Source organism: Streptomyces caelestis, from assembly GCF_014205255.1.
GTDB classification, from domain to species: Bacteria; Actinomycetota; Actinomycetes; order Streptomycetales; family Streptomycetaceae; genus Streptomyces; species Streptomyces caelestis.
This window is the reverse complement of sequence record NZ_JACHNE010000001.1, coordinates 7,115,215-7,134,655: the sequence shown is the minus strand read 5'-3', so window position 1 is coordinate 7,134,655 and position 19,441 is coordinate 7,115,215. Positions and strand designations below refer to the sequence as shown.

Here is a 19,441-nt window from a genome sequence, read left to right as displayed (position 1 = left end):
TCCGGTGCCCGCCCGTTCAGTGCTTGAGGATCTTGGAGAGGAAGTCCTTGGCGCGGTCGCTGGTGGGGTTGATGAAGAACTCGTCGGGGGTGCGGTCCTCGACGATCCGGCCGTCGGCCATGAAGACGACGCGGTTGGCGGCCGAGCGGGCGAAGCCCATCTCGTGCGTGACGACGATCATGGTCATGCCGTCACGGGCCAGTTGCCTCATGACCTCCAGCACCTCGTTGATCATCTCCGGGTCCAGGGCCGAGGTCGGCTCGTCGAAGAGCATCGCCTTGGGCTCCATGGCCAGGGCGCGGGCGATGGCCACGCGCTGCTGCTGGCCGCCGGAGAGCTGCGCCGGATACTTGTCCGCCTGGTCGGCGACGCCAACCCGGTCGAGCAGTTCACGGGAGCGCTTGTCGGCGTCCTCCTTCTTGCGCCCGCGCACCTTGACCTGCCCCAGGGAGAGGTTCTGAAGGACGGTCTTGTGGGCGAAGAGATTGAACGCCTGGAACACCATCCCGACGTCGGCGCGCAGCCGCGCGAGGGGCTTGCCCTCCTCCGGCAGCGGCTGCCCGTCGAGGATGATCTGTCCGGACTCGATGGTCTCCAGACGGTTGATCGCCCGGCACAGGGTGGACTTTCCCGACCCCGACGGGCCGATGACCACGACCACCTCCCCCCTGCCGACGGTGAGGTTGATGTCCTGGAGGACATGCAGCTCCCCGAAGTGCTTGTTGACGTCACGCAGCTCGATCAGCGGATCGACGGCCATGCTCAGCCCTACTCACTCTCAGCTGTGTGGTGGTTGCCGCAACGTATCCAGGCAAGATCGGACTTGTCGGGCGACACGCACTTTTCGATCATTAGCCGTATTTACGGCGAACTTTGGGCCAAAGGTTGTGGCCATGGGACTCACGACTCCGCGACTTCCGCGTACAGCTGGGACAGCTCGGGCACCCCGTTCGCGGCCCACTCGTGGCCGGACTCCACGACGTCGAACTCCCGGCCGGAGGTGAGCCGCACGACGGGCTGCCCGTCGGACCGGATCTCCCAGGCGGCTCCCGGAACGGTGCGCACGATGACCGTGCCCAGGTAGAGCCCGGCGTCGTTGCCGAGCCAGGTCAGGGTCTCCTCGTCGTCCCGCCAGAGTGGTACGAGCTGGTCCAGCGCCTCCAGCGAGGCCGCCGAGTCGTCCAGCCGGACACCCGCCCGGGACGCCTGGGAGCGCAGCAGTTCACACTCCGCGAGGAGTTCCGCGATGCCTGCCGGATCGGGAACCCCGAGCTTCCGGCGCCGGTTGCCCAGGAAAGGGATGTTCATACGCCCAGCGTGTCATTCGTACCGCCGTACGCACCACAGGCGCGCGGGCTGCCGATTCCTGACGAGTTCACGCCGAGTTCGCGCACGGCTCGTTGACGGGTCCCTGGTGTCTCCCTAGTTTCACCGTGCGTCGTACGCCTCGGCTTTCGTCGCGTCTTCTGTCCCGTCCGTGCGTTTCGTTTTGGTGCGTCGTGTGTCGATGAGCGGGAGGAGTCGGCCGTGCGCCGATGTGTCCGGGGGATCCTGGTCGTTCTGGCCCTGTGCGGGTCTCTGGCGCCGGCGGTCCCGGCGCAGGCCGTCGAGGAGCGGCGGGCCGCGCCGGTGCCGCTTGAGCGGCTGTTCGACAACGTCGCCGTCAGCGACGACGACCGGCCCGGGCAGGCCGACTTCGACGGTGCCGGTGCCTCCCTGTCGGCGCGGGACCTCAACTCCGCGGGCTGGACGCCCGGCCGCGGACTCACCGTCCAGGGGGCCCGGCTGACCTGGCCGCGGCGGCAGCCCGGCGAGCCGGACAACGTCCGCGCGGCCGGCCAGGACGTTCACGTCACGGGGCGTGGGGACGCCCTCGCCTTCCTGGTGGCGGGCACGTCCGGCGCCGAGGTGGGCGGCCCGGGCGTGATCACGTACGCGAACGGCACCCGCTCCGGGTACCGGCTGAGCGCGCCCGACTGGCGCACCGGGCCGCTCGCCACGAAGGCGGTGGCCCTGCCGCACATCAACACGCCCGGCGGGCAACTCGCCGAGCGAGCCCGCCTGTACGTCGTGACGGTGCCGCTGGCACCGGGACGCCCGGTCGCCTCGGTCCGGCTGCCGCGCGCGGCCGGGCTGCACGTCTTCGCGGTGTCGGTCCGGACCGCGACGCGGGGCTGGACGGGCAGCTGGACGACGTCCACCTCCGGCTACACCCCGGTCGGGCCCTGGACGGACCGGACCCTGCGGCTCGTGGTGCACACGTCGGCCGGCGGGCCCCGGGTGCGGGTGCGGTTCGACAACACCTTCGCGGCGGCGCCGGTACGGATCGGCAGCGCGACGGTCGCCGTGCAGGCGTCGGGCGCGGCGGCACGCGGGACGCCGGTGCCGCTGTCCTTCGGCGGCGCGGGGGACGTGGAGATCCCGGCCGGGGCGCAGGCGTACAGCGATCCGCTGGGCTTCGCCGTCCCGGCGGGCGCCAACCTGCTGGTGAGCTTCCACCTGCCCGGCACGGTGGCGGCGGCGCCCGTGCACCGGCTCGCGCAGCAGCGGTCGTACGTCAGCGGGCCGGGCGACCACGCGGCGGACGGCTCCGCGGACGCGTACACATCGGTGATCACCAGCTGGCCGCTGCTCGCCGGGGTCGACGTGAGCGGCGGCCCCGGGTCCGTCGTGCTGCTCGGGGACTCCATCACCGACGGCGACAAGTCCACGGTGGACGCGAACCGGCGGTGGCCGGACGTGCTGGCCGGCCGGCTGCTGAAGCAGACCACGGTCCCGCGCTACGGCGTACTGAACCAGGGCATCTCGGGCAACCGCGTGGTCACCGACCGGTATCCCGGCGACGGGGTGTCCACGGACGCGGCCGGGGTGAGCGCCCTGCACCGGTTCGACCGGGACGTTCTCGCCCAGCCGTCGGCCCGGACGGCGGTCGTCTTCGAAGGCGTCAACGACGTGCGCGGGGGCACCTCGGCGGAGCAGGTGATCGCGGGGCTGCGGGAGCTGGCGGCACGCGGGCACGCCCGGGGCGTCAGGATGCTCGCGGCGACGATCCTGCCGTGCGAGGGCGAGGCACGCTGCACGGCCGCCGTCGACGCCGAGCGGGTCGCGGTGAACGCGTGGATCCGCGGCGGCGGGGTCTTCGACGGCGTGCTCGACTTCGACGCGGTGGTTCGGGACCCGCAGCGGCCGTCCCGGATCCTGCCCGCCTACGACAGCGGGGATCATCTGCACCCGGGCGACGCCGGGCTGGCGGCCCTGGCGGACTCGGTCGACCTGCGGCTGCTCCGGTCCTAGGGGGTGTCGTTCGGATCCCGGCGCAGACAGTTCCTAGACGTCGAGGTCCACCACGACCGGCGCGTGGTCCGACGCGCCCTTGCCCTTGCGCTCCTCGCGGTCCACGTACGCGTCCTTGACCGCCTTCGTGAACGGCTGGTTGGCGTACACCAGGTCGATGCGCATGCCGCGGTTCTTGGGGAAGCACAGCTGGCGGTAGTCCCAGTACGTGAACGGCTGCTCGTACTTCAGGGGCCGCGGGACCACGTCGGACAGGCCCGCCTCGCGCAGGGAGGCGAGGGCGGCGCGCTCGGCCGGGGTGACGTGGGTGGAGCCCTCGAAGGCCGCGCGGTCGTAGACGTCGTCGTCCGTCGGCGCCACGTTGTAGTCACCCATCACCGCGAAGGGGCGGCTGCCGGACGCGTCTCCGGCGACCGCGGCCTTGAGGGCCTCGAACCACTGGAGCTTGTAGGCGTAGTGGGGGTGGTCCACCTCACGGCCGTTCGGCACGTAGACCGACCAGACGCGGAGCGGGCCGCACGTCGCCGAGATGGCGCGGGGCTCCACCGAGCCGTCGAAACCGGGGTCGCCGGGCAGGCCCTTGACGACGTCCTCGATGCCGACGCGGGAGAGCACCGCCACGCCGTTCCACCGGCCGGTCGCGTGGACCGCCGCCTCGTAGCCCAGCTCGCGCAGCTGCTCCGTCGGGAACTGGTCCTCGGCGACCTTGGCCTCCTGGAGGCACAGCACGTCCGTGCCGCTGCTCTCCAGCCAGGCCAGGAGCCTCGGCAGGCGGGCGGTGATCGAGTTCACGTTCCAGGTCGCGATGCGCATGTCCCACAACCTACCCGGCGGGTCTGACAACGCGGCCCGGTGCCCTGGAGCCTCAGACCTCGGCGGAGTCCCCAGATGTCAGCCGCAGGTGCTCCGAGCCGCCGAGCTGCCCGATCTGGCGGTCGTAGATCGGGCGGGCGAGATCGGTGAGGTAGGCGTCGTGGATGTCGTAGGCGCGCTGCGGCCTGACCTCGCGGACGTAGTCGATCACCTCCGAGATCTTGCTCCAGGGGGCCATCACCGGGAGCATCAGCGTCTCGACCCGGTGGCCGGGAACGGTGAAGGCGTCGCCGGGGTGGAAGACCTTGCCGCCGTCGACGAGGAAGCCGACGTTGGTGATCCTCGGGATGTCCGGGTGGATCACCGCGTGGAGCTCGCCGTGGACCTGGACCTCGAAGCCGGCGGCGGTGAAGGTGTCGCCGTGGCCGACGGTGTGCACGCGGCCGGGGAACGCCGAGGAGATCTTCTCGGCGACGGACTTCAGGGTCCAGATCCGAGCGGCCGGGTTGTCCTCCATCGCGGCGCGCAGCCGGAACTCGTCGAAGTGGTCGGGGTGCTCGTGGGTGACGAGGATCGCGTCCGCGCCGAGCGCGGCGTCCTCCTCGCTGAACCCGCCGGGGTCGAGGACGAGGGTGCGGCCGTCCTTCTCGAGGCGGACGCAGGAGTGCGACTTCTTCGTGAGCTTCATGATTCCATCCTGCCTCCGCGCTCCCCCGCGGACTCACTCACTCCTGGGGCGTGGTCTCCTCGCGGATGACCTGCTGGGCGACCTTGAACGCGCTGTTCGCCGCCGGGACCCCGCAGTAGACGGCCGCCTGGAGCAGCACTTCCTTGATCTCGCCCGGGGTGAGTCCGTTGCGCAGCGCCGCTCTGGTGTGGAAGGCCAGCTCGTCCAGGTGGCCGCCGGCGACCAGGGCGGTGAGTGTGACGCAGCTGCGGGTGCGCCGGTCGAGGCCGGGGCGGTCCCAGATCTCACCCCAGGCGTAGCGGGTGATCAACTCCTGGAAGTCCCCGGAGAACTCGTCGGCCTGCGCCAGCGCCCGGTCGACGTGCGCGTCGCCCAGCACTTCGCGGCGGACCTTGAGCCCGGCGTCGTAGGGATCGGGCCGTCCCTGGGGCTGCTGTGGTACGACCGGGGCGATCTCGGCGACGGGCCCGGTCTGGACCGGCTGGGAGGGGGCGGCGGACAGGACCGGCTTGACGGCGGCCGCGGGCAGGGCGGTCTGGCCGGTGGAGGTCTCGAAGACGGGCTGCCATGCGGTGGAGAAGTGCCGCACCAGCAGGTCGGTGACGGCCGCGGGCTGCTCCACCGGAACCAGATGGGAGGCGCCGGGCACGACGGCGAGGCGGGCGTCCGGGATGCCGGCGACCAGGGTGCGGGCCTCGGCGGGGCCGGTGACCTGGTCGTCCGATCCGACGAGGACCAGGGTCGGCACGCCCACGCGTCCGAGCTCGGCCCGGACGTCGAACGAGGCGAGCGCCTCGCAGGCGGCGATGTAGCAGCCGGGGTCGGTGGTGCGCACCATCTGCACGGCCCACTCGGTGATCGCGGGCTGCGCGGCGGCGAACCCGCCGGTGAACCAGCGGTCGGGGGCCGTGCGGGCGATGGGGTCGAGCCCGTTCGTCCGGACGATCACCCCTCTCTGCCGGAACTCGTCGGCCGTGCCGAAGCGGGGCGAGGCGGCGATCAGCGCGAGGGAGGCGAGCCGCTCGGGGTGGCGCAGGGCCAGCTCGATGCCGACCGCGCCGCCGAGGGCGCAGCCCGCGTAGCCGAAGCGCTGCACGCCGAGCGCTTCGAGGGTGGTCAGCAGCCGTGTGGTGAGGTCCGTGACCGAGCCCACCGGGTACGCGGGAGCGCCGCCGTGTCCGGGCATATCGAAGCGGAAGACGCGCCACTGCTTGATCAGCTCGGGGATCTGGCGGTCCCACATGTGCCATGTGGTACCCAGTGAGGGACCCAAGATCAGGACGGGAGCCTCTTCCGGCCCGTCAAAGCGGTATTGCAGGGTGTTCGACGGTGTCTCACTCACGCCTCAGACCCTCTCACGTATCACGGACGCCCCTATAACGGGGGGACGCTGGCGGGCCGATGCCCACCGGCGTGAGCAGTTGCGGGGCGTGGCGTTCGACGAGCCGGGTCAGGCGCTGATTTTCAGCTCATCGATCTGCCCGGTGAGCTGCTCGATGCGCTGGGCCAGCAGGCTAGGGGGGATGCGGGTGGCTTGGGCCACGGCGTCCTCATCGCCCTCGCCGACTTCGCCGTCGCGGAAGAGCATGCGGCGAAGAAGGGCATCGCAACCCAGACCGTCCGGCCGAACGCCGCCGCGGACTCCCCCACCGGCTAGGCCCCAGCGACCTGCAGTCGGCCTACGGCCTGACCTCTGCCGCCTCCGCCAGCGGCTCCGGCAGGACCATCGCCATCGTCGACGGCTACGACGACCCGAACGCCAAGTCGGACCTGGCCGACACCCACGACAGTCAGGCTCTGATGCCCCTGTCCGGAGCCTCCCGCCGATCCGCTCCCCCGCGGGCGGTACCGACGCCGGTCGGCCAACCTCCACGGGGCAAGGTCTGTGACTACTTCCACTTGCGCTGATGGCTGCGCTGGCAAGACATCACCCCCTACAGCGCTGACGGTGGACTGTGGCCACTTCGTCTTGCAGATCAGGGTTGTGTGAACTACGTATTCACGCGTCCGGCCTCGATCGTGTGTGGAGCGAGCCGAGGTGTACGCGATTTCGATGGTCCTGGGAGTGCCTGAGGCGAGGGAATCGCCGGGGAGGGGAGGCCGCCGGCGCAGGCGATCACCCCGCCAGGGCAGAGGCGACGGCACACACGGAGCGCGCGGCGTCCAGCGGTCCTGCATGCCGGCCACCATGCAGGCGAAGCCGGTGCCCTGCACCGGCACCGCGTCATTCCGAAGGAATGCGAAACTCGAATTCGGGACGGTCCCACGGCACGGCGGGCGGGTTCGCGAGCGCGGTCCCGGTCCGCACTGCACCGACGCGGTGGTAGAAGTCCTCGGCGGGAACATGCGACACGACCTTGACACGGTCGAGCCCGGCGGCACGGGCCTCGGACTGCATGTGCGCGACGAGCAGTCGTCCAATACCCCGTCCTTGCGCTTCGTCAGCGACGAACAGCAGGTCGAGCTCCGGTGGAGCGAGGACGAGGGAGTAGAACCCGAGGACCTGGCCTCCGGGCTCGTCGGCGCCGACGGCTACGAAGGCGCGGTGGGTCTCGATGTAATCAGGACCGACCCGGTAGCCCGCGACTGCGGCTGCGTACTTACCCGCGTAGGCACCTGAGCCACGCACGAGCCGCGTGAGCCGTTTGGCATCCCGCGCGACGGCCCTCCGTATCGTGATCGGCCGGCAGATCGGGGAAGTGCGTGAACTCATCGGGAGAGTATTTCGCACCGGAGAGCCCTTCGTGCGGCGGGTCGGCTGCTCGGGCAGGCGTTCCTGCACCGCTCCCGGGGACCACTGGCCCAGGCCCCGATCGACCACGGCACTGCCGCGTCGTCCGCCAGCAGCAACTGGACGCCTGAACCGCCGCGGAGGAGCCGGAGAACGGAGTGGTCGACGGCTGCTTCTGCTGGGCCTGCCGCAGCGACAGCCTTCAGCGCGCCCGGGTCCGCAGCATCGCGCTGTGCGTCGACGCACTGCGGCTGGCCGGCCAAGCCACCCCGCACGTTGCCGTGGCCGCCGTCGGTGGATTCCTCCAGCTCGATCCAGCGGCCGATGCGGCCGTCACTGTAGGACTGCAGGGTCGGCTGGAGACCGACCGCAAGACGGTGGCCCGGTGGCGGGCCCGGTTCCTGCGTGACCGGCTCGACGGTCTGAGCGACGAGCCGCGCCCGGGTGTGCCACGCACCGTCACCGATGCCCAGGTGGCACAAGTGGTGGTGCGCACCTTGGAAGCTGGCCAGGCGGGTGGGTATCTCGCCGACCAGTGTGCTGCGGATCTGGCGGGCATTCGGGCTGCGGCCGTGGCGCACGGAGAACTTCAAGATCTCCCCGGATCCGCTGCTGATCGACAAGATCCGGGACGTGGTGGCCTATCTGGCGCCGCCGGCGAACGCGGTGGTGTTCGCGGTGGACGAGAAGTCGCAGATCCAGGCCCTGGAACGGACAGCGCCGGTGCTGCCGATGGTGCCCGGCACGCCGGAGCGGCGCAGCTTCGACTACGTCCGGCACGGCACCATCGACCTGTTCGCGGCGCTGAACACCGCCACGGGGAAGGTGATCGGGAAGCTGTCATCCCAGCACCGGGCGGTCGACTTCCGTGACTTCCTCGACGAGATCGACCGCCAGACCGAGCACGGCCCAGTGGTCCACGTGATCTGCGACAACCTCTGCGCCCACAAGGCGCCGGCGGTGCACGAGTGGCTGCTCGCGCACCCCCGGTTCCAGCTGCACTTCACACCCACGTACTCGTCGTGGATCAATCAGGTCGAGCGGTGGTTCGCCGAACTGGAGCGGCGCTGCTTCGAACGCGGCGTGTTCTGCTCGCTCGACGAACTCAAGGGCGCGCTCGAGGACTGGATCAAGAACTGGAATGACAACGCCCGGCCTTTCAAATGGGCCAAGACCGCTGACCAGATCATCGACCGGATCTGCCGCTACTGCCAGCTGGTCGCTGGCGCACTCTTGTCCACGAAGTACAAGGAATCGGCCCGGGGCGGGCTGGCGGTGGACATCATCGAGTGCCGAGGGGACGGATCCTGGTCCCGGGCCCGCCTTTGACGCCGATCCTCACGACGGGCGACGCACCCGGGTGCTCCCGGGCTCCGCCACCTCGGCCCATCCGATTTGTCGGATTCTCCCGTGGCGCGCACGCTGGACTGTGAGTGACACCACCGGCGCGAATTGGGCAGGAATGGCCACTTATGATCAGTCTCATGGTTACTACGGGTGGTCACCGGGTGCTGCGACAGCCACCATCAGCCTGGAGGGCGTGCTCACAGGGTGGAGCGAGGGCGCTCGGCGACTGCTGGGCCACCGTGCCGGGGAGATCGTCGGACGCGCGGCGGCCGGACTCCTCGCCGGTCCGGAGCCCCCCGACGCGGCCGGGCTCTCCCTGGCGGGCTCCCAGGAATGGAGCGGCACGGCGGCACTGCGGCACCGCGACGGCCACCTCGTCGAGCTGACCCTGCACGCCCATCCGTCGCTGGGCGGCGACGGTACCCCCCAGGGTTTCGTAGTGACCGCCACCACGGGTCGCGAGTCGGAGCACGATCTGAGGATGGTGGAGTGGGCGTTCGCCCAGTCGTCGATCCCGCTGTCCACGTATGCCACCGCCTCGGGCTCATGGCAGTTGAACGCGGCCGCGGAGGGCGGTGAGCAGGAGGTCCCGACGGCCGCGGGCGAGGAGACGCGGGCGACCGACGGCAGGCAGGTGGCCGAGGACAATCCGTCGCCGGATTCCGCTCCCCTGGGCGACGCCTGCGCCGACAAGGGGTTCCTGGAGTGCGTCCGCCTGGTCGCCGAGGAAGCCCGGTCGATGCGCTACGAGCGCTTCGGCCGGGCTCAGCCCTCGGCTCGCCAGCGTGCCTGGATCATCGAGCTGTGGCCGGTCCGCGATCCCGCCACTGGTGAGGTGGTCGGCGTCGGCACCGCGACGTTCGACAGCAGTGAGCAGCGCTCCGCCCGCCAGCGACTTGCCCTGCTGAAGGAGGCCGGCACCCGGATCGGTACGACCCTGAACGTCACACGGACCGCCGAGGAGCTCGCCGATCTGGTCGTTCCGCGGCTCGCCGACTTCGTCAGCGTGGACCTGCTGGACTCCGTGCTGCTCGGAGAGGAACCGGTCCCCGGGCCCGTCGACGCGGCCGTGGTGCTCCGCCGGGTCGCGCACCAGTCCGTCACCGCCGGCGGCGACACGCCCGAGGCCGCAGTCGACCTCGGAGAGGTCGACACCTATCCCCCGTACTCACCCCCTGCCCGCTCCCTGAGCAGCGGGCAATCCGTACTCAGCGGCATCGACGACCCCGACTTCGTCCGGTGGGTCACCGAGCACCGGATGAGGAGCACCCGGGTCCGGGAGTTCGGGCTCCACTCGCTTATGGCCACCCCGCTGCGGGCCCGGGGCATCACCCTCGGGGTGGCGGTCTTCGTGCGCGGAGAGGGCTCCGAGCCCTTCGAGCAGGACGATTTGCTGCTCGCCGAAGAACTCGCCGGCCGGGCGGCCGTGGGCGTGGACAACGCGCGCCGTTACACCCGAGAGCGCACCAACGCGCTCACCCTCCAGCGCAGTCTGCTGCCCCGTGATCTCCCCAGGCAGGCGGCCGTCGAGGTGGCGTACCGATATCTGCCGGCCGGTACGGGCGTGGGAGTGGGCGGCGACTGGTTCGACGTCATCCCCCTGTCGGGCACCCGGGTGGCCCTGGTCGTCGGCGACGTGGTGGGGCACGGCATCCACGCCTCCGCCACCATGGGGCAGCTGCGCACCGCGGTGCGCACCCTCGCCGACGTGGATCTGCCGCCCGATGAGCTCCTCACCCACCTCGACGACCTGGTCATCCACCTCACGTCGGACGACTCCGGCGTCGAGACCGGCCTGCGGGACACCACCGGTGAGATCGGGGCGACCTGCCTCTACGCCGTCTACGACCCGGTCTCCCGTGTCTGCACCCTCGCCAGTGCCGGCCACCTGCCGCCCGCCGTCCTGCTCCCCGACGGCGCGGTCAGCGTGATCCAGCTGACTCCCGGCCCGCTGCTGGGAGTCGGCGGTCTGCCCTTCGAGTCCACCGAGCTGGAACTGCCCGAGGGCAGTCTGCTGGCCTTCTACACGGACGGCCTGATCGAGGCACGCGATCGAGACGTCAGCCTCGGCCTGGATCGGCTGTGCGACGCCCTGGCCCACCCTGTTCCCTCGCTGGAGGTCACCTGCGACGCCATCCTCAAGGCCCTGTTGCCCGACAGCCCACCCGACGACGTGGCCCTCCTCCTGGCGCGCACCCGAGCCCTGCACGCCGACCAGGTCGCCGCCTGGGCCCTGCCCGCCGATCCGGCGATCGTGGCCGACGCCCGGGCCCAGACCAGCCGTCAGCTCGCGGCCTGGGGGCTGGAGGACGCGGCGTTCGTCACCGAGCTGGTGGTGAGCGAGCTCGTCACCAACGCCATCCGCTACGGGGACGTACCGATCGGACTGCGGCTGATCCGGGACCGGACCCTGATCTGTGAGGTGTCCGACGCCAGCAGCACCGCCCCGCACCTGCGCCGTGCCCGCACCTACGACGAGGGCGGGCGGGGGCTGCACATGGTCGCCCAGCTCACCCAGGGCTGGGGCACCCGCCAGACCACCACGGGCAAGACCATCTGGGCCGAACAACCCCTCCCGGCCAGCTGACCATGGCAGAGCACCCGGGCGTTCCGACGCCGCAGCGGCCCGCAGACACCGGCGGCCGGACCCACACGCTGGGGCTGCTCTACCCGCCGGCCGACCGGAATCGCGTCTACACGACGATGCAACTCGCCTTCATCGGCGGGGTGGCCGAGGCCGCCGCCGGCTACGGCTACGACCTGTTGCTCTCCCCGGCGGACACGGACGACGACCCTTCGTTCCGGCGGATGGTGGGTGAGGGGCGGTGGCCGGACGGCCCGTGGCGGACGGGCGGCGAGGGGCGGGAAGAGGGGGAGCGGCCGGGCGCGGGCGTGCCACGCGTCGACGGCGTGATCGTCATGGAGGTCCGCCGGGAGGACAACCGGGTCGGCCATCTGGCCGAGGTGGGCTTCCCGTTCGTCGCCATCGGCCGCAATCCCCGGGCTGACGCGGCCGGCTGGGTCGATCTCGACTTCGCGGGTCTGGCGAGTGCCTGCGTCCAGCACCTCGCCGACCTGGGCCACCGCAGGATCGCCTTCGTCAACCGGTCGGAGCGGCTCTTCGACAGCGGATACGGGTTCGCGCGGCTCGGCGACGAGGGCTACACCGAGGCGATGACGAAACTGGGGCTCACCCCCCGTGCGTACCTCTGCGACGACGACATCGTCTCGGGGCAGGAGGTCGTGGAGCGGATCCTGCGGGACGATCCGGCGACCACCTCCCTGGTCACCCAGAACGAGGCGGCCCTGGAGGGCCTCTACCGCGGGCTGACCCGGCACGGCCGCAGCGTGCCACGCGACTTCTCGGTCGTCGGTGTGGCGGCGAGCCCCTGGGCCGAACAGGTGAGCCCGCCGCTGACCGCCGCCGACATACCCGCCAAGGAAATGAGCCGGGTGGCCGTCGACCTGATGGTGGAGCGGTTGCGCTCACCCGGCTCGGATCCCCGGCGCGTCCTGATGAAACCCCTGATCACCCTGCGCGCCAGCACAGGCCGCTGCCGACCGGTGCCCGGTTCGGAACCCGAGCCGGAGTTTCCGGATTTTGACCTGGATTTCTGATACGTCCCTTCCTGGACCCTCGATCACGATCCTTTGGGAGCAGCCCATGTCCTACACGGTCGACCGCCGCGGCCTCCTGCGTGCCGCGGGCGCGGGGGCGGCTGCCCTCGGTCTTGGCGGGGCGCTGGCCTCCTGCGGCTCCGACGAGTCGGAAACGGCCACCCTCACCTGGTGGGACTACTTCACCCTGGACAACTTCCAGCCCGGGATGAACCGCCTCATCAGGGATGTCGAGGCCGGCGTCCCGAACGTCCGGATCCAGCGGCGGACCTTCCCGTTCGCGGAGCTCGACCGGCAGATCACCCTGGGCGCGATCTCCGGCGAGCGGCCCGACATCGCCATCGTGGACAACGTCGCCATGAACACCCTGGGGGGCAGCGATCTGCTGGCCGACCTCACCGGCAGGGTCGAGGCGTGGGGCCAGGCCGACCAGTACTACGAAGGCCCCTGGGACAGCTGCCGGATCGGCGGGAAGGTCCTGGGGATCCCCAACAACAGCAACTGCCTCGCCCTCTACTACAACACCCGGATGCTCGAGTCCGCCGGAGTGGAACCCCCCACCACCTGGGACGAGCTGGCCTCCGCGGCCGAGCGGCTGACCAGCGGGGGCCGGTTCGGCCTGGCACTGAGCGCGATCAAGTCCGAGGAAGGCGTCTTCCAGTTCCTGCCGTTCCTGTGGCAGGCGGGCGGCGACCTGGACACCTTCGCCACCGACGGCGCGACGGCGCTGTCCTTCCTCCACGACCTGATCGCCAAGGGCTCGCTGTCGGAGAGTTGCCTGGGCTGGACCCAGCAGGACGTCAACACGCGGTTCATGAACCAGCGCGCCGCCCTGCAGATCAACGGGCCCTGGCAGATCCCCACCCTGAAGCAGGCGGACTTCGACTGGGGCGTCGTCGCCCTGCCCCGCGACCAGGAAGCCGCCACCTGCCTGGGCGGGGAGAACTGGGTCCTGATGGCGCAGAGCGAGAACCTGGACAAGGCATGGGAGGTCCTGGAGTACACCCAGCGCCCGTCGGTGCTGGTGCCGTATCTGGTGTCGTTCGGCAACCTGCCCGCGCGCGAAGACCTCGCCGACCGGGGCGCCTGGGCGTCCGACCCGGCGCTGCGGCTCTTCCTCAGCCAGCTCCCCCTCGCCCGCCCACGGCGATACGGACGTGGTTACGCCGACGCCTCGCAGGCCATCTCAGAGGCCGAGCAGGCCGTGCTGACCGGTTCCGCGTCCCCGTCCGCGGCGGCGAGGACCGCCGCCGCCAAGATCGACAAAGCACTGTCCGGCCGATGAGGCCACACCGGAGCAGGCCGCCGTCCTCCCGCCGCCGACGCGCGGGCTACCTGTTCTGCCTTCCGGGGATGACCTTCCTCGCCGTCTTCCTGGCCTACCCGCTGTTCTACAACGTCCGGACGTCCGTCCACGACGTGCGGTTGAGCCAACTGCTCGGCGGGAGCTGGCAGTTCAACGGCCTTGACAACTACCGGGCCGTGCTCGACGATCCGGCCTTCTGGCACTCCGTACGTCTCTCGGTGGTCTTCACCCTGGGATCGCTGGTGTTCCAGTTCTCCATCGGCTTCGCCCTGGCCCTGCTCTTCGCCCGCCCGTTCCCGCTGGGCGGCCTCCTGCGCTCCCTCCTCCTCGTGGCCTGGCTGCTCCCCCCGGTGGTCAGCGGCACCCTCTTCCGCTGGCTCCTCGACGCGGAGTCCGGCGCCTACAACGCCCTGCTGGAGGCGGTGGGCCTGGGCAGCCTCTCCCACGACTGGCTCACCGACCCGTCCACCTCACTCGCCGGAGTCGTCTTCGCCAACATCTGGGTCGGCGTGCCCTTCAACATGCTGCTGCTCCTGGTGGGCCTGCACACCATCGACCCCCAGCTGTACGAGGCCGCGGCCATCGACGGCGCGGGACCCTGGCAGCGCTTTCGCCGGATCACCCTCCCGCTGATGCGGCCGGTCTCCGTCACCGTGCTGCTGCTCGGCCTCATCTACACCTTCAAGGTCTTCGACACCGTCTTCGTGATGACGGGTGGGGGCCCTGTCGACTCCACCCGCGTGCTCTCCCTCTACGTCTACGAGGTCTTCTTCAGGTTCTTCCGGTTCGGGCAAGGGGCGGCCGCCGGCCTGCTGCTGCTCGTCGTACCACTGCTCGCGGGCGTCTTCTACGTACGACGGCTGCGGCGCGAGGAAACGACAGGGGGTGCCGCGTGAAACCACCCCGCCACCCCTGGTTGCTCACCGCGACCGCCGTCGTGATCACCGCGGCCTTCCTGCTGCCGGTGTACTGGATGGCCAAGACCAGCCTCACGCCGCCGGACCGGATCCTGGCACCGACCCCGCAGTGGGTCCCCTACCCGGTCACCGGCGAGAACTACTCGACGGCGCTGGGCTACGAGGGCCTGACCCGGGCCCTGTTCAACAGCCTGGTGATCTCCACCGGCGTGGTGGCGCTGACCATGCTCCTCGGTGTCCCGCTCGCCTACGCCCTCGCCCGGGTACGGATGCGGGGCTCGGGCAGCATGGTGCTCGCCCTGCTCGTCGCCCAGCTGCCGCCCGCGATCGTGCTGGCCGCACCGCTGTTCATCCTCGAACGCCGGGCCGGTCTCGACGACACGTACGTGGGCCTGATCGCCGCCGACACCACGCTCACCCTCCCCTTCGCGGTGATCGTGCTGCGCCCGGTGCTGCGCGCGGTCTCCACCGAACTGGAGGAGGCCGCACTGGTCGACGGCTGCGGGCTGCCCGGCGTAGTGCTGCGCGTCGTCCTGCCGCTCACGGTGCCGGGACTGGTCGCGACGGCCGGGCTGTCCTTCCTGCTCGGCTGGGGCGAGTTCCTCTTCGGGCTCACGCTCGCCGAGGAGCCCGGCGTCCAGCCCGTCACCGTCCTGCTCAACGCCTTCGTAGGCCGGCACGGCACGGCGTGGGGAGCCCTGATGGCGACCGCCACCCTCATCAGCATTCCGGTGGTCTGCGTCTTCGCGCTCTTCCAGCGCTTCATCGTCGGCGGCCTCACCGTCGGCAGCGTCAGGGGCTGACGATGCGCGCGCCCACCCACACCCGACTTCACGACCGGGAAAGCCATGTCCTCACTGCATCCCCGTGACCACACGGCGTACGTCGCCCCGCCACCGCCCCTGGTCCCCGCCGGGCCGGGCGCACTCGACCCGGTCGTCAGCGCCTCCGTCGCCCGCGCAGGCGCCGGCGGCGCGACCCTGGACGTACGCACCGCCGCCGGACGCACCGGCACACTCCGGCTGCGGCCCGCGACGGGCACGGCCGTACGCGTCACCCTGCGCATGGACGACGTCCCGACCGCGCCGCGGGCATCCCTCGTCACCGCGCCACACGACGGCAGATGCACCATCGAACAGCCCCCGAACGCGGTGGCCCTGCGGCTCGGGGCCCTGAGCGTGGAGGTACGCCTGTCCCCGTTCTCGATGGAACTGACCGACCGCCACGGCCGGTCGCTGCGCCAGGTCACCGACGTACGAGACCCCAACGGCCGCCTGACCGTTCTCCCGCTCGGTGTCACCGAACTCACGGACGGCAGCCTCGCCCACCACGACAGCTGGACCGCCGAACCCGACGAGCATTTCTACGGCCTCGGTGAACGCTTCACCGGCCCGGACCTGCGCGGCCAGCGGGTCGAGTGCTGGGGCCAGGACGCCCTCGGCTCCACCGGCACCCGCTCCTACAAAGCGGTCCCGTTCCTGCTCTCCAGCCGTGGTTATGCCGTCCTGGTCGACACCACGACCGCGGCGACCTTCGACCTCGCGCACAGCAACACCGGCGCCTGGTCCATGACCGTCCCCGACGAGGTGCTCGACTACTGCCTGATCAGCGGCACCCCCGCCGAATGCCTGGCCGCCTACCGCGACCTGACCGCCCCCGCCCTGCTGCCTCCCAGATGGGCCTTCGGACCCTGGATCTCCGGCGGCTTCCGCCAGGACAGCGCGGCCGACGTCCGTGCGCGCGCCCGCCGGATCCGCGAACACCGCTTCCCCTGCGACGTCCTGCACATCGACACGTACTGGCAGCCGCACGGCTCCTGGTCCGACATGAGCTGGGACACCGAGGCGTTCCCCGACCCCCGGGGGCTGGTGGAGGCACTGGCCGGGGAGGGCTTCCACGTCTCACTCTGGATGAACCCGCACATCGGCGTGAACAGTGCCCACTACGCGGAGGCGAACCGCAACGGATGGTTCCTGCGCACCGCCTCCGGCTCCACATGGGTCGGGCAGGTGTGGGGTGGGGCGCATCCGGACACGGCCCTGCTGGACCTCACCCATCCCGGTGCGGTCGCCTGGTTCGGGGACCGCATCCGCCAGGCCATGGCCGGCGGGGCGTGCGTCCTCAAGACCGACTTCGGCGAGGCGGTCCCCGCCGACGCCGTCGCCCACAACGGCATGACCGGTGACCGCCTGCACAACCTCTACCCCCTCCTCTACAACGACCTGGTCGCCGAGGTCACCCGAGAGGCCACCGCGGACCACGGCCTGACCTGGGGCCGCTCCACCTGGACCGGAGGCCAGCGCCACGGCGCCAAGTGGACCGGCGACCCCAACGCCGACTGGCCGGACCTCGCCGCCACCCTCCGTGCCGGCCTCTCCCTCTCCCTCTCCGGCCACCCCTTCTGGAGCCACGACATCGGCGGCTTCCACGGCACACCGGACGCCGAACTCTTCGTGCGCTGGGCCCAGTTCGGTCTGCTGTCACCGCTCAGCCGCTTCCACGGCATGACCTCCCGACTGCCCTGGGACTTCGGCGAGGAGGCGTACACGGCAGTGCTGCACGCGGCCCGCCTGCGGATGAGTCTGCTGCCCCACCTCCACGCGGCCGCGGTGGAGTCCGTACGCACCGGCGAGCCGCTGGCCCGCCCCATGGCCCTGGACCATCCGAACCGCCCCGATGCCCATGCCGCCGACCTCCAGTACCTGCTGGGCCCCGACCTGCTGGTCGCCCCGCTGTACGCGCCGGGCGGACGACGGCAGGTCTGGTTCCCGCCCGGTGAGTGGCTGCCGTACGCGGGTGGAGAGCAGCCCGGAAAGCCGACCGGAGAGCAGCACGCGGGGCGGGGAGGCGAACCGGGCGCGAGAAAGAGCGGCGAGCCGGGCAACGCACCGGTCGGCGAACCGGTCACCGGTCCGGCCTGGCATCGGGTGGAGCTCCCGCTCGCGACCGCCCCGCTCTGGCTACGGGCCGGCAGCCTGTTGCTGACCACCGCTCCGGCCGACCGCGCGGGCAGCGCCCCGTTCCCGGAGGTGACCGCCGTCTGGGTCCGCCCCCAGGCCGAGCCCTCCCGTACGGCCCGGGCTGTCCTGTGCGACGAGGACGGCCACCGGACCGTCATCACCGCCCGCCTGTCCAGCGACAACCGCCTGACCCTCCGCACGGAGGGCCCCGGCCGCCCGCGGCTGCGCGTCGCCCTCCCGGGCTTTCCCCACGGGGCCCTGACGGCCGAGGTGGACGGCGTACCGACCGAGGTGGGCCTGTGGCCCGGAGGCGAATGGTGACACCGGATGCGATCGAGGGCTCTTCAGACCCGCATACGGAAGACCCGCATACGCAACGGAGACGAGCGAGTGTCGACGGCCACGGCGTGACGGCCGGCCAACCCCCTTCCAGATCGTGCCCTTCGAGCACAGGGGGGCACAGCGGCAAGACGGAGTGCCGGTGTCGTGGCGGCGGTGCGGCGATTCTCTTTGCAGAAGCGAAGGGTGTGCACCGCAGTCAATCACAAAGAGTTCCCGGGCCGCACGCTGCGACTCGACCGTGGAGTCCTGTTGTCACCGCGTCCCAGCCTCCGTACTCGGAGAGGAGAACCCCAGCGAAAGGACGCCCATGACAGACGCAGAACCCGCCCGCTCAAAAGCCCTGCCGGACCACACCTGCGGGGCTTCTCGTCGAACGCCTCCATCACACACTTGTCACCAGCTGGGTCGACTCCCCTGGGCCAGAAGACTCTGACCTGGCTTTACACGGTCACCTTGGACTGGCCTGGACGCCCAAAGACGGCATCTACAACCTGTGCCATGTGGTACCCAGTGAGGGACCCAGGATCAGGACGGGAGCCTTTTCCGGCCCGTCAAAGCGGTATTGCAGGGTGTTCGACGGTGTCTCACTCACGCCTCAGACCCTCTCACCTATCACGGAATCTCACACGGCGGGGGAAGCCGGCGGCTCTTGCCGGGGACAGTGCGTCCTCCTGGCTCGCGCGCTCTCCCAGTCCCTGTGGCGCAAAGCTTCGTCCGGGTCGCAGCAAAGCGTAAAGTGCCGCCCCCAAGGACCAGCATGACGCACCTGGAAGCTCGCCGGAATCTCACCGACCAGCAACCTGAACACCACACGGTGGACAAGCTATGTCTTTCCCTCGTAGGAGACCTGACCGAGGGGCGCCGCGAACACCCTGGCCGCGCTGAAGTCGACCCGGGCAACCCGCCGGACGGCGCCCCGATCCGCGTCATCCTGGACAGCCTGTCAGCCCACGAGGCGCCGACATCCGCCGCTGGGCGGCCAAGCAACGTGTCCCCTGGGGCGGTCGGCCGATGTCAGCGGTGGCCTGACCGCCCGGTCCGGCACCGCCGAGAGTTCGCGGCCTCCACCAGGACGCGGGCGAGCACGCAGGGGCGGGTGGCCATCGGCCAGTGACCCGAGTCGAGGTCCACGTACTCAAGGTGGGTGGCGCGGGCGAACTCAGGACTCTCACCGGCGGTGATCCTCGGGGCGGACGACCACAACGGGGACGTCGAAGCGGCGGCTCGTTGGTCAGGCGTACGGCTCCCCAGGCGGCCGGGACCGCGGCGCCCTCGAAGGGATCCCAGCCCGGGAAGGGCATGTGAGTTCGGGCACGACGTCGTGGTCGGCCGGCCGGTAATCCCTTGGTGCTCGATCGGCAATCCCATGGAATTCTTTGCCCGAAATCACGCCGCAGCAAATCATTACTTGTCGTGCATCAAGGA

The 19,441-nt window shown here is 70.8% G+C and carries 15 protein-coding genes and 2 pseudogenes; 9 read left to right on the top strand and 8 right to left on the bottom strand.

From position 1 onward, the window contains the following. Window positions 1-16 precede the first annotated feature (16 nt). Both HDA41_RS32415 and HDA41_RS32410 read right to left on the bottom strand, forming a co-directional pair. Window positions 17-760 (bottom strand): amino acid ABC transporter ATP-binding protein, encoded by a 744-nt coding sequence (locus tag HDA41_RS32415; RefSeq protein ID WP_184990317.1) that lies wholly within the window; start codon window positions 758-760, stop codon window positions 17-19. A gap of 140 nt (window positions 761-900) precedes the next feature. Next, entirely contained in the window at window positions 901-1,308 is a 408-nt protein-coding gene (locus tag HDA41_RS32410) for a DUF6278 family protein (RefSeq protein ID WP_184990315.1), read from the bottom strand. A 219-nt stretch (window positions 1,309-1,527) separates the two neighbouring features. Between HDA41_RS32410 and HDA41_RS32405 the strand changes: the two genes are divergently transcribed. After that, a complete protein-coding gene (locus HDA41_RS32405) occupies window positions 1,528-3,294 on the top strand; it encodes an SGNH/GDSL hydrolase family protein (protein WP_184990313.1) in 1,767 nt (588 codons plus the stop codon). A 33-nt stretch (window positions 3,295-3,327) separates the two neighbouring features. On the opposite strand, the gene HDA41_RS32400 is transcribed toward HDA41_RS32405, so the two are convergent. From HDA41_RS32400 to HDA41_RS32380, 5 genes are all read right to left on the bottom strand, one after another. Beyond that, on the bottom strand, window positions 3,328-4,107 hold the full coding sequence (locus tag HDA41_RS32400) for an exodeoxyribonuclease III (RefSeq protein ID WP_184990311.1): 780 nt from the start codon (window positions 4,105-4,107) through the stop codon (window positions 3,328-3,330). 52 nt (window positions 4,108-4,159) lie between these two features. Next, a complete protein-coding gene (locus HDA41_RS32395; protein ID WP_184990309.1) occupies window positions 4,160-4,795 on the bottom strand; it encodes an MBL fold metallo-hydrolase in 636 nt (211 codons plus the stop codon). A 37-nt stretch (window positions 4,796-4,832) separates the two neighbouring features. Continuing rightward, on the bottom strand, window positions 4,833-6,137 hold the full coding sequence (gene pcaDC / locus HDA41_RS32390; protein ID WP_184990307.1) for a bifunctional 3-oxoadipate enol-lactonase/4-carboxymuconolactone decarboxylase PcaDC: 1,305 nt from the start codon (window positions 6,135-6,137) through the stop codon (window positions 4,833-4,835). Window positions 6,138-6,245: 108 nt separating this feature from the next. Further along, complete coding sequence (locus tag HDA41_RS41740) at window positions 6,246-6,383, bottom strand: hypothetical protein (RefSeq protein ID WP_230299559.1); 138 nt, start codon at window positions 6,381-6,383, stop codon at window positions 6,246-6,248. A gap of 636 nt (window positions 6,384-7,019) precedes the next feature. Then, on the bottom strand, window positions 7,020-7,508 hold the full coding sequence (locus HDA41_RS32380; RefSeq protein WP_184990304.1) for a GNAT family N-acetyltransferase: 489 nt from the start codon (window positions 7,506-7,508) through the stop codon (window positions 7,020-7,022). A 176-nt stretch (window positions 7,509-7,684) separates the two neighbouring features. Between HDA41_RS32380 and HDA41_RS42815 the strand changes: the two are divergent. From HDA41_RS42815 to HDA41_RS32345, 8 genes and pseudogenes are all read left to right on the top strand, one after another. After that, window positions 7,685-7,966: pseudogene (locus HDA41_RS42815) on the top strand (hypothetical protein); the annotation flags it as partial. A gap of 76 nt (window positions 7,967-8,042) precedes the next feature. Continuing rightward, a complete protein-coding gene (locus tag HDA41_RS32375; protein WP_230299543.1) occupies window positions 8,043-8,855 on the top strand; it encodes an IS630 family transposase in 813 nt (270 codons plus the stop codon). A 133-nt stretch (window positions 8,856-8,988) separates the two neighbouring features. After that, window positions 8,989-11,460, top strand: a complete 2,472-nt coding sequence (locus tag HDA41_RS32370) for an ATP-binding SpoIIE family protein phosphatase (protein ID WP_184990302.1) — start codon at window positions 8,989-8,991, stop codon at window positions 11,458-11,460. Between the two features lie 2 nt (window positions 11,461-11,462). Continuing rightward, window positions 11,463-12,491: a LacI family DNA-binding transcriptional regulator gene (locus HDA41_RS32365; RefSeq protein WP_184990300.1), complete on the top strand. Its 1,029-nt coding sequence runs from the start codon at window positions 11,463-11,465 to the stop codon at window positions 12,489-12,491. Window positions 12,492-12,537: 46 nt separating this feature from the next. Continuing rightward, entirely contained in the window at window positions 12,538-13,776 is a 1,239-nt protein-coding gene (locus tag HDA41_RS32360; protein WP_184990298.1) for an ABC transporter substrate-binding protein, read from the top strand. After that, window positions 13,773-14,693, top strand: a complete 921-nt coding sequence (locus HDA41_RS32355; RefSeq protein ID WP_184990296.1) for a carbohydrate ABC transporter permease — start codon at window positions 13,773-13,775, stop codon at window positions 14,691-14,693. Before HDA41_RS32360 ends, HDA41_RS32355 begins: the two co-directional genes overlap by 4 nt. After that, the gene (locus tag HDA41_RS32350) at window positions 14,690-15,517 is read left to right on the top strand and encodes a carbohydrate ABC transporter permease (RefSeq protein ID WP_184990294.1); all 828 of its coding nucleotides are present in this window, start codon (window positions 14,690-14,692) and stop codon (window positions 15,515-15,517) included. Before HDA41_RS32355 ends, HDA41_RS32350 begins: the two co-directional genes overlap by 4 nt. A 45-nt stretch (window positions 15,518-15,562) precedes the next feature. Further along, on the top strand, window positions 15,563-17,995 hold the full coding sequence (locus HDA41_RS32345; RefSeq protein ID WP_184990292.1) for a glycoside hydrolase family 31 protein: 2,433 nt from the start codon (window positions 15,563-15,565) through the stop codon (window positions 17,993-17,995). A gap of 1,035 nt (window positions 17,996-19,030) precedes the next feature. Here HDA41_RS32345 and HDA41_RS41730 read toward each other — a convergent pair. Beyond that, window positions 19,031-19,317 (bottom strand): annotated as a pseudogene (locus tag HDA41_RS41730) (alpha/beta fold hydrolase); the annotation flags it as partial. Window positions 19,318-19,441 lie beyond the last annotated feature (124 nt).

Excerpts from the sequence above, each read along its gene's own strand:
- HDA41_RS32415 (WP_184990317.1), bottom strand. The coding sequence starts at position 760 with ATGGCCGTCGATCCGCTGATCGAGCTGCGTGACGTCAACAAGCACTTC.
- HDA41_RS32410 (WP_184990315.1), bottom strand. The coding sequence starts at position 1,308 with ATGAACATCCCTTTCCTGGGCAACCGGCGCCGGAAGCTCGGGGTTCCC.
- HDA41_RS32400 (WP_184990311.1), bottom strand. The coding sequence starts at position 4,107 with ATGCGCATCGCGACCTGGAACGTGAACTCGATCACCGCCCGCCTGCCG.
- HDA41_RS32395 (WP_184990309.1), bottom strand. The coding sequence starts at position 4,795 with ATGAAGCTCACGAAGAAGTCGCACTCCTGCGTCCGCCTCGAGAAGGAC.
- HDA41_RS41740 (WP_230299559.1), bottom strand. The coding sequence starts at position 6,383 with ATGCTCTTCCGCGACGGCGAAGTCGGCGAGGGCGATGAGGACGCCGTG.
- HDA41_RS32380 (WP_184990304.1), bottom strand. The coding sequence starts at position 7,508 with ATGAGTTCACGCACTTCCCCGATCTGCCGGCCGATCACGATACGGAGG.
- HDA41_RS32370 (WP_184990302.1), top strand. The coding sequence starts at position 8,989 with ATGGCCACTTATGATCAGTCTCATGGTTACTACGGGTGGTCACCGGGT.
- HDA41_RS32365 (WP_184990300.1), top strand. The coding sequence starts at position 11,463 with ATGGCAGAGCACCCGGGCGTTCCGACGCCGCAGCGGCCCGCAGACACC.
- HDA41_RS32360 (WP_184990298.1), top strand. The coding sequence starts at position 12,538 with ATGTCCTACACGGTCGACCGCCGCGGCCTCCTGCGTGCCGCGGGCGCG.
- HDA41_RS32355 (WP_184990296.1), top strand. The coding sequence starts at position 13,773 with ATGAGGCCACACCGGAGCAGGCCGCCGTCCTCCCGCCGCCGACGCGCG.
- HDA41_RS32345 (WP_184990292.1), top strand. The coding sequence starts at position 15,563 with ATGTCCTCACTGCATCCCCGTGACCACACGGCGTACGTCGCCCCGCCA.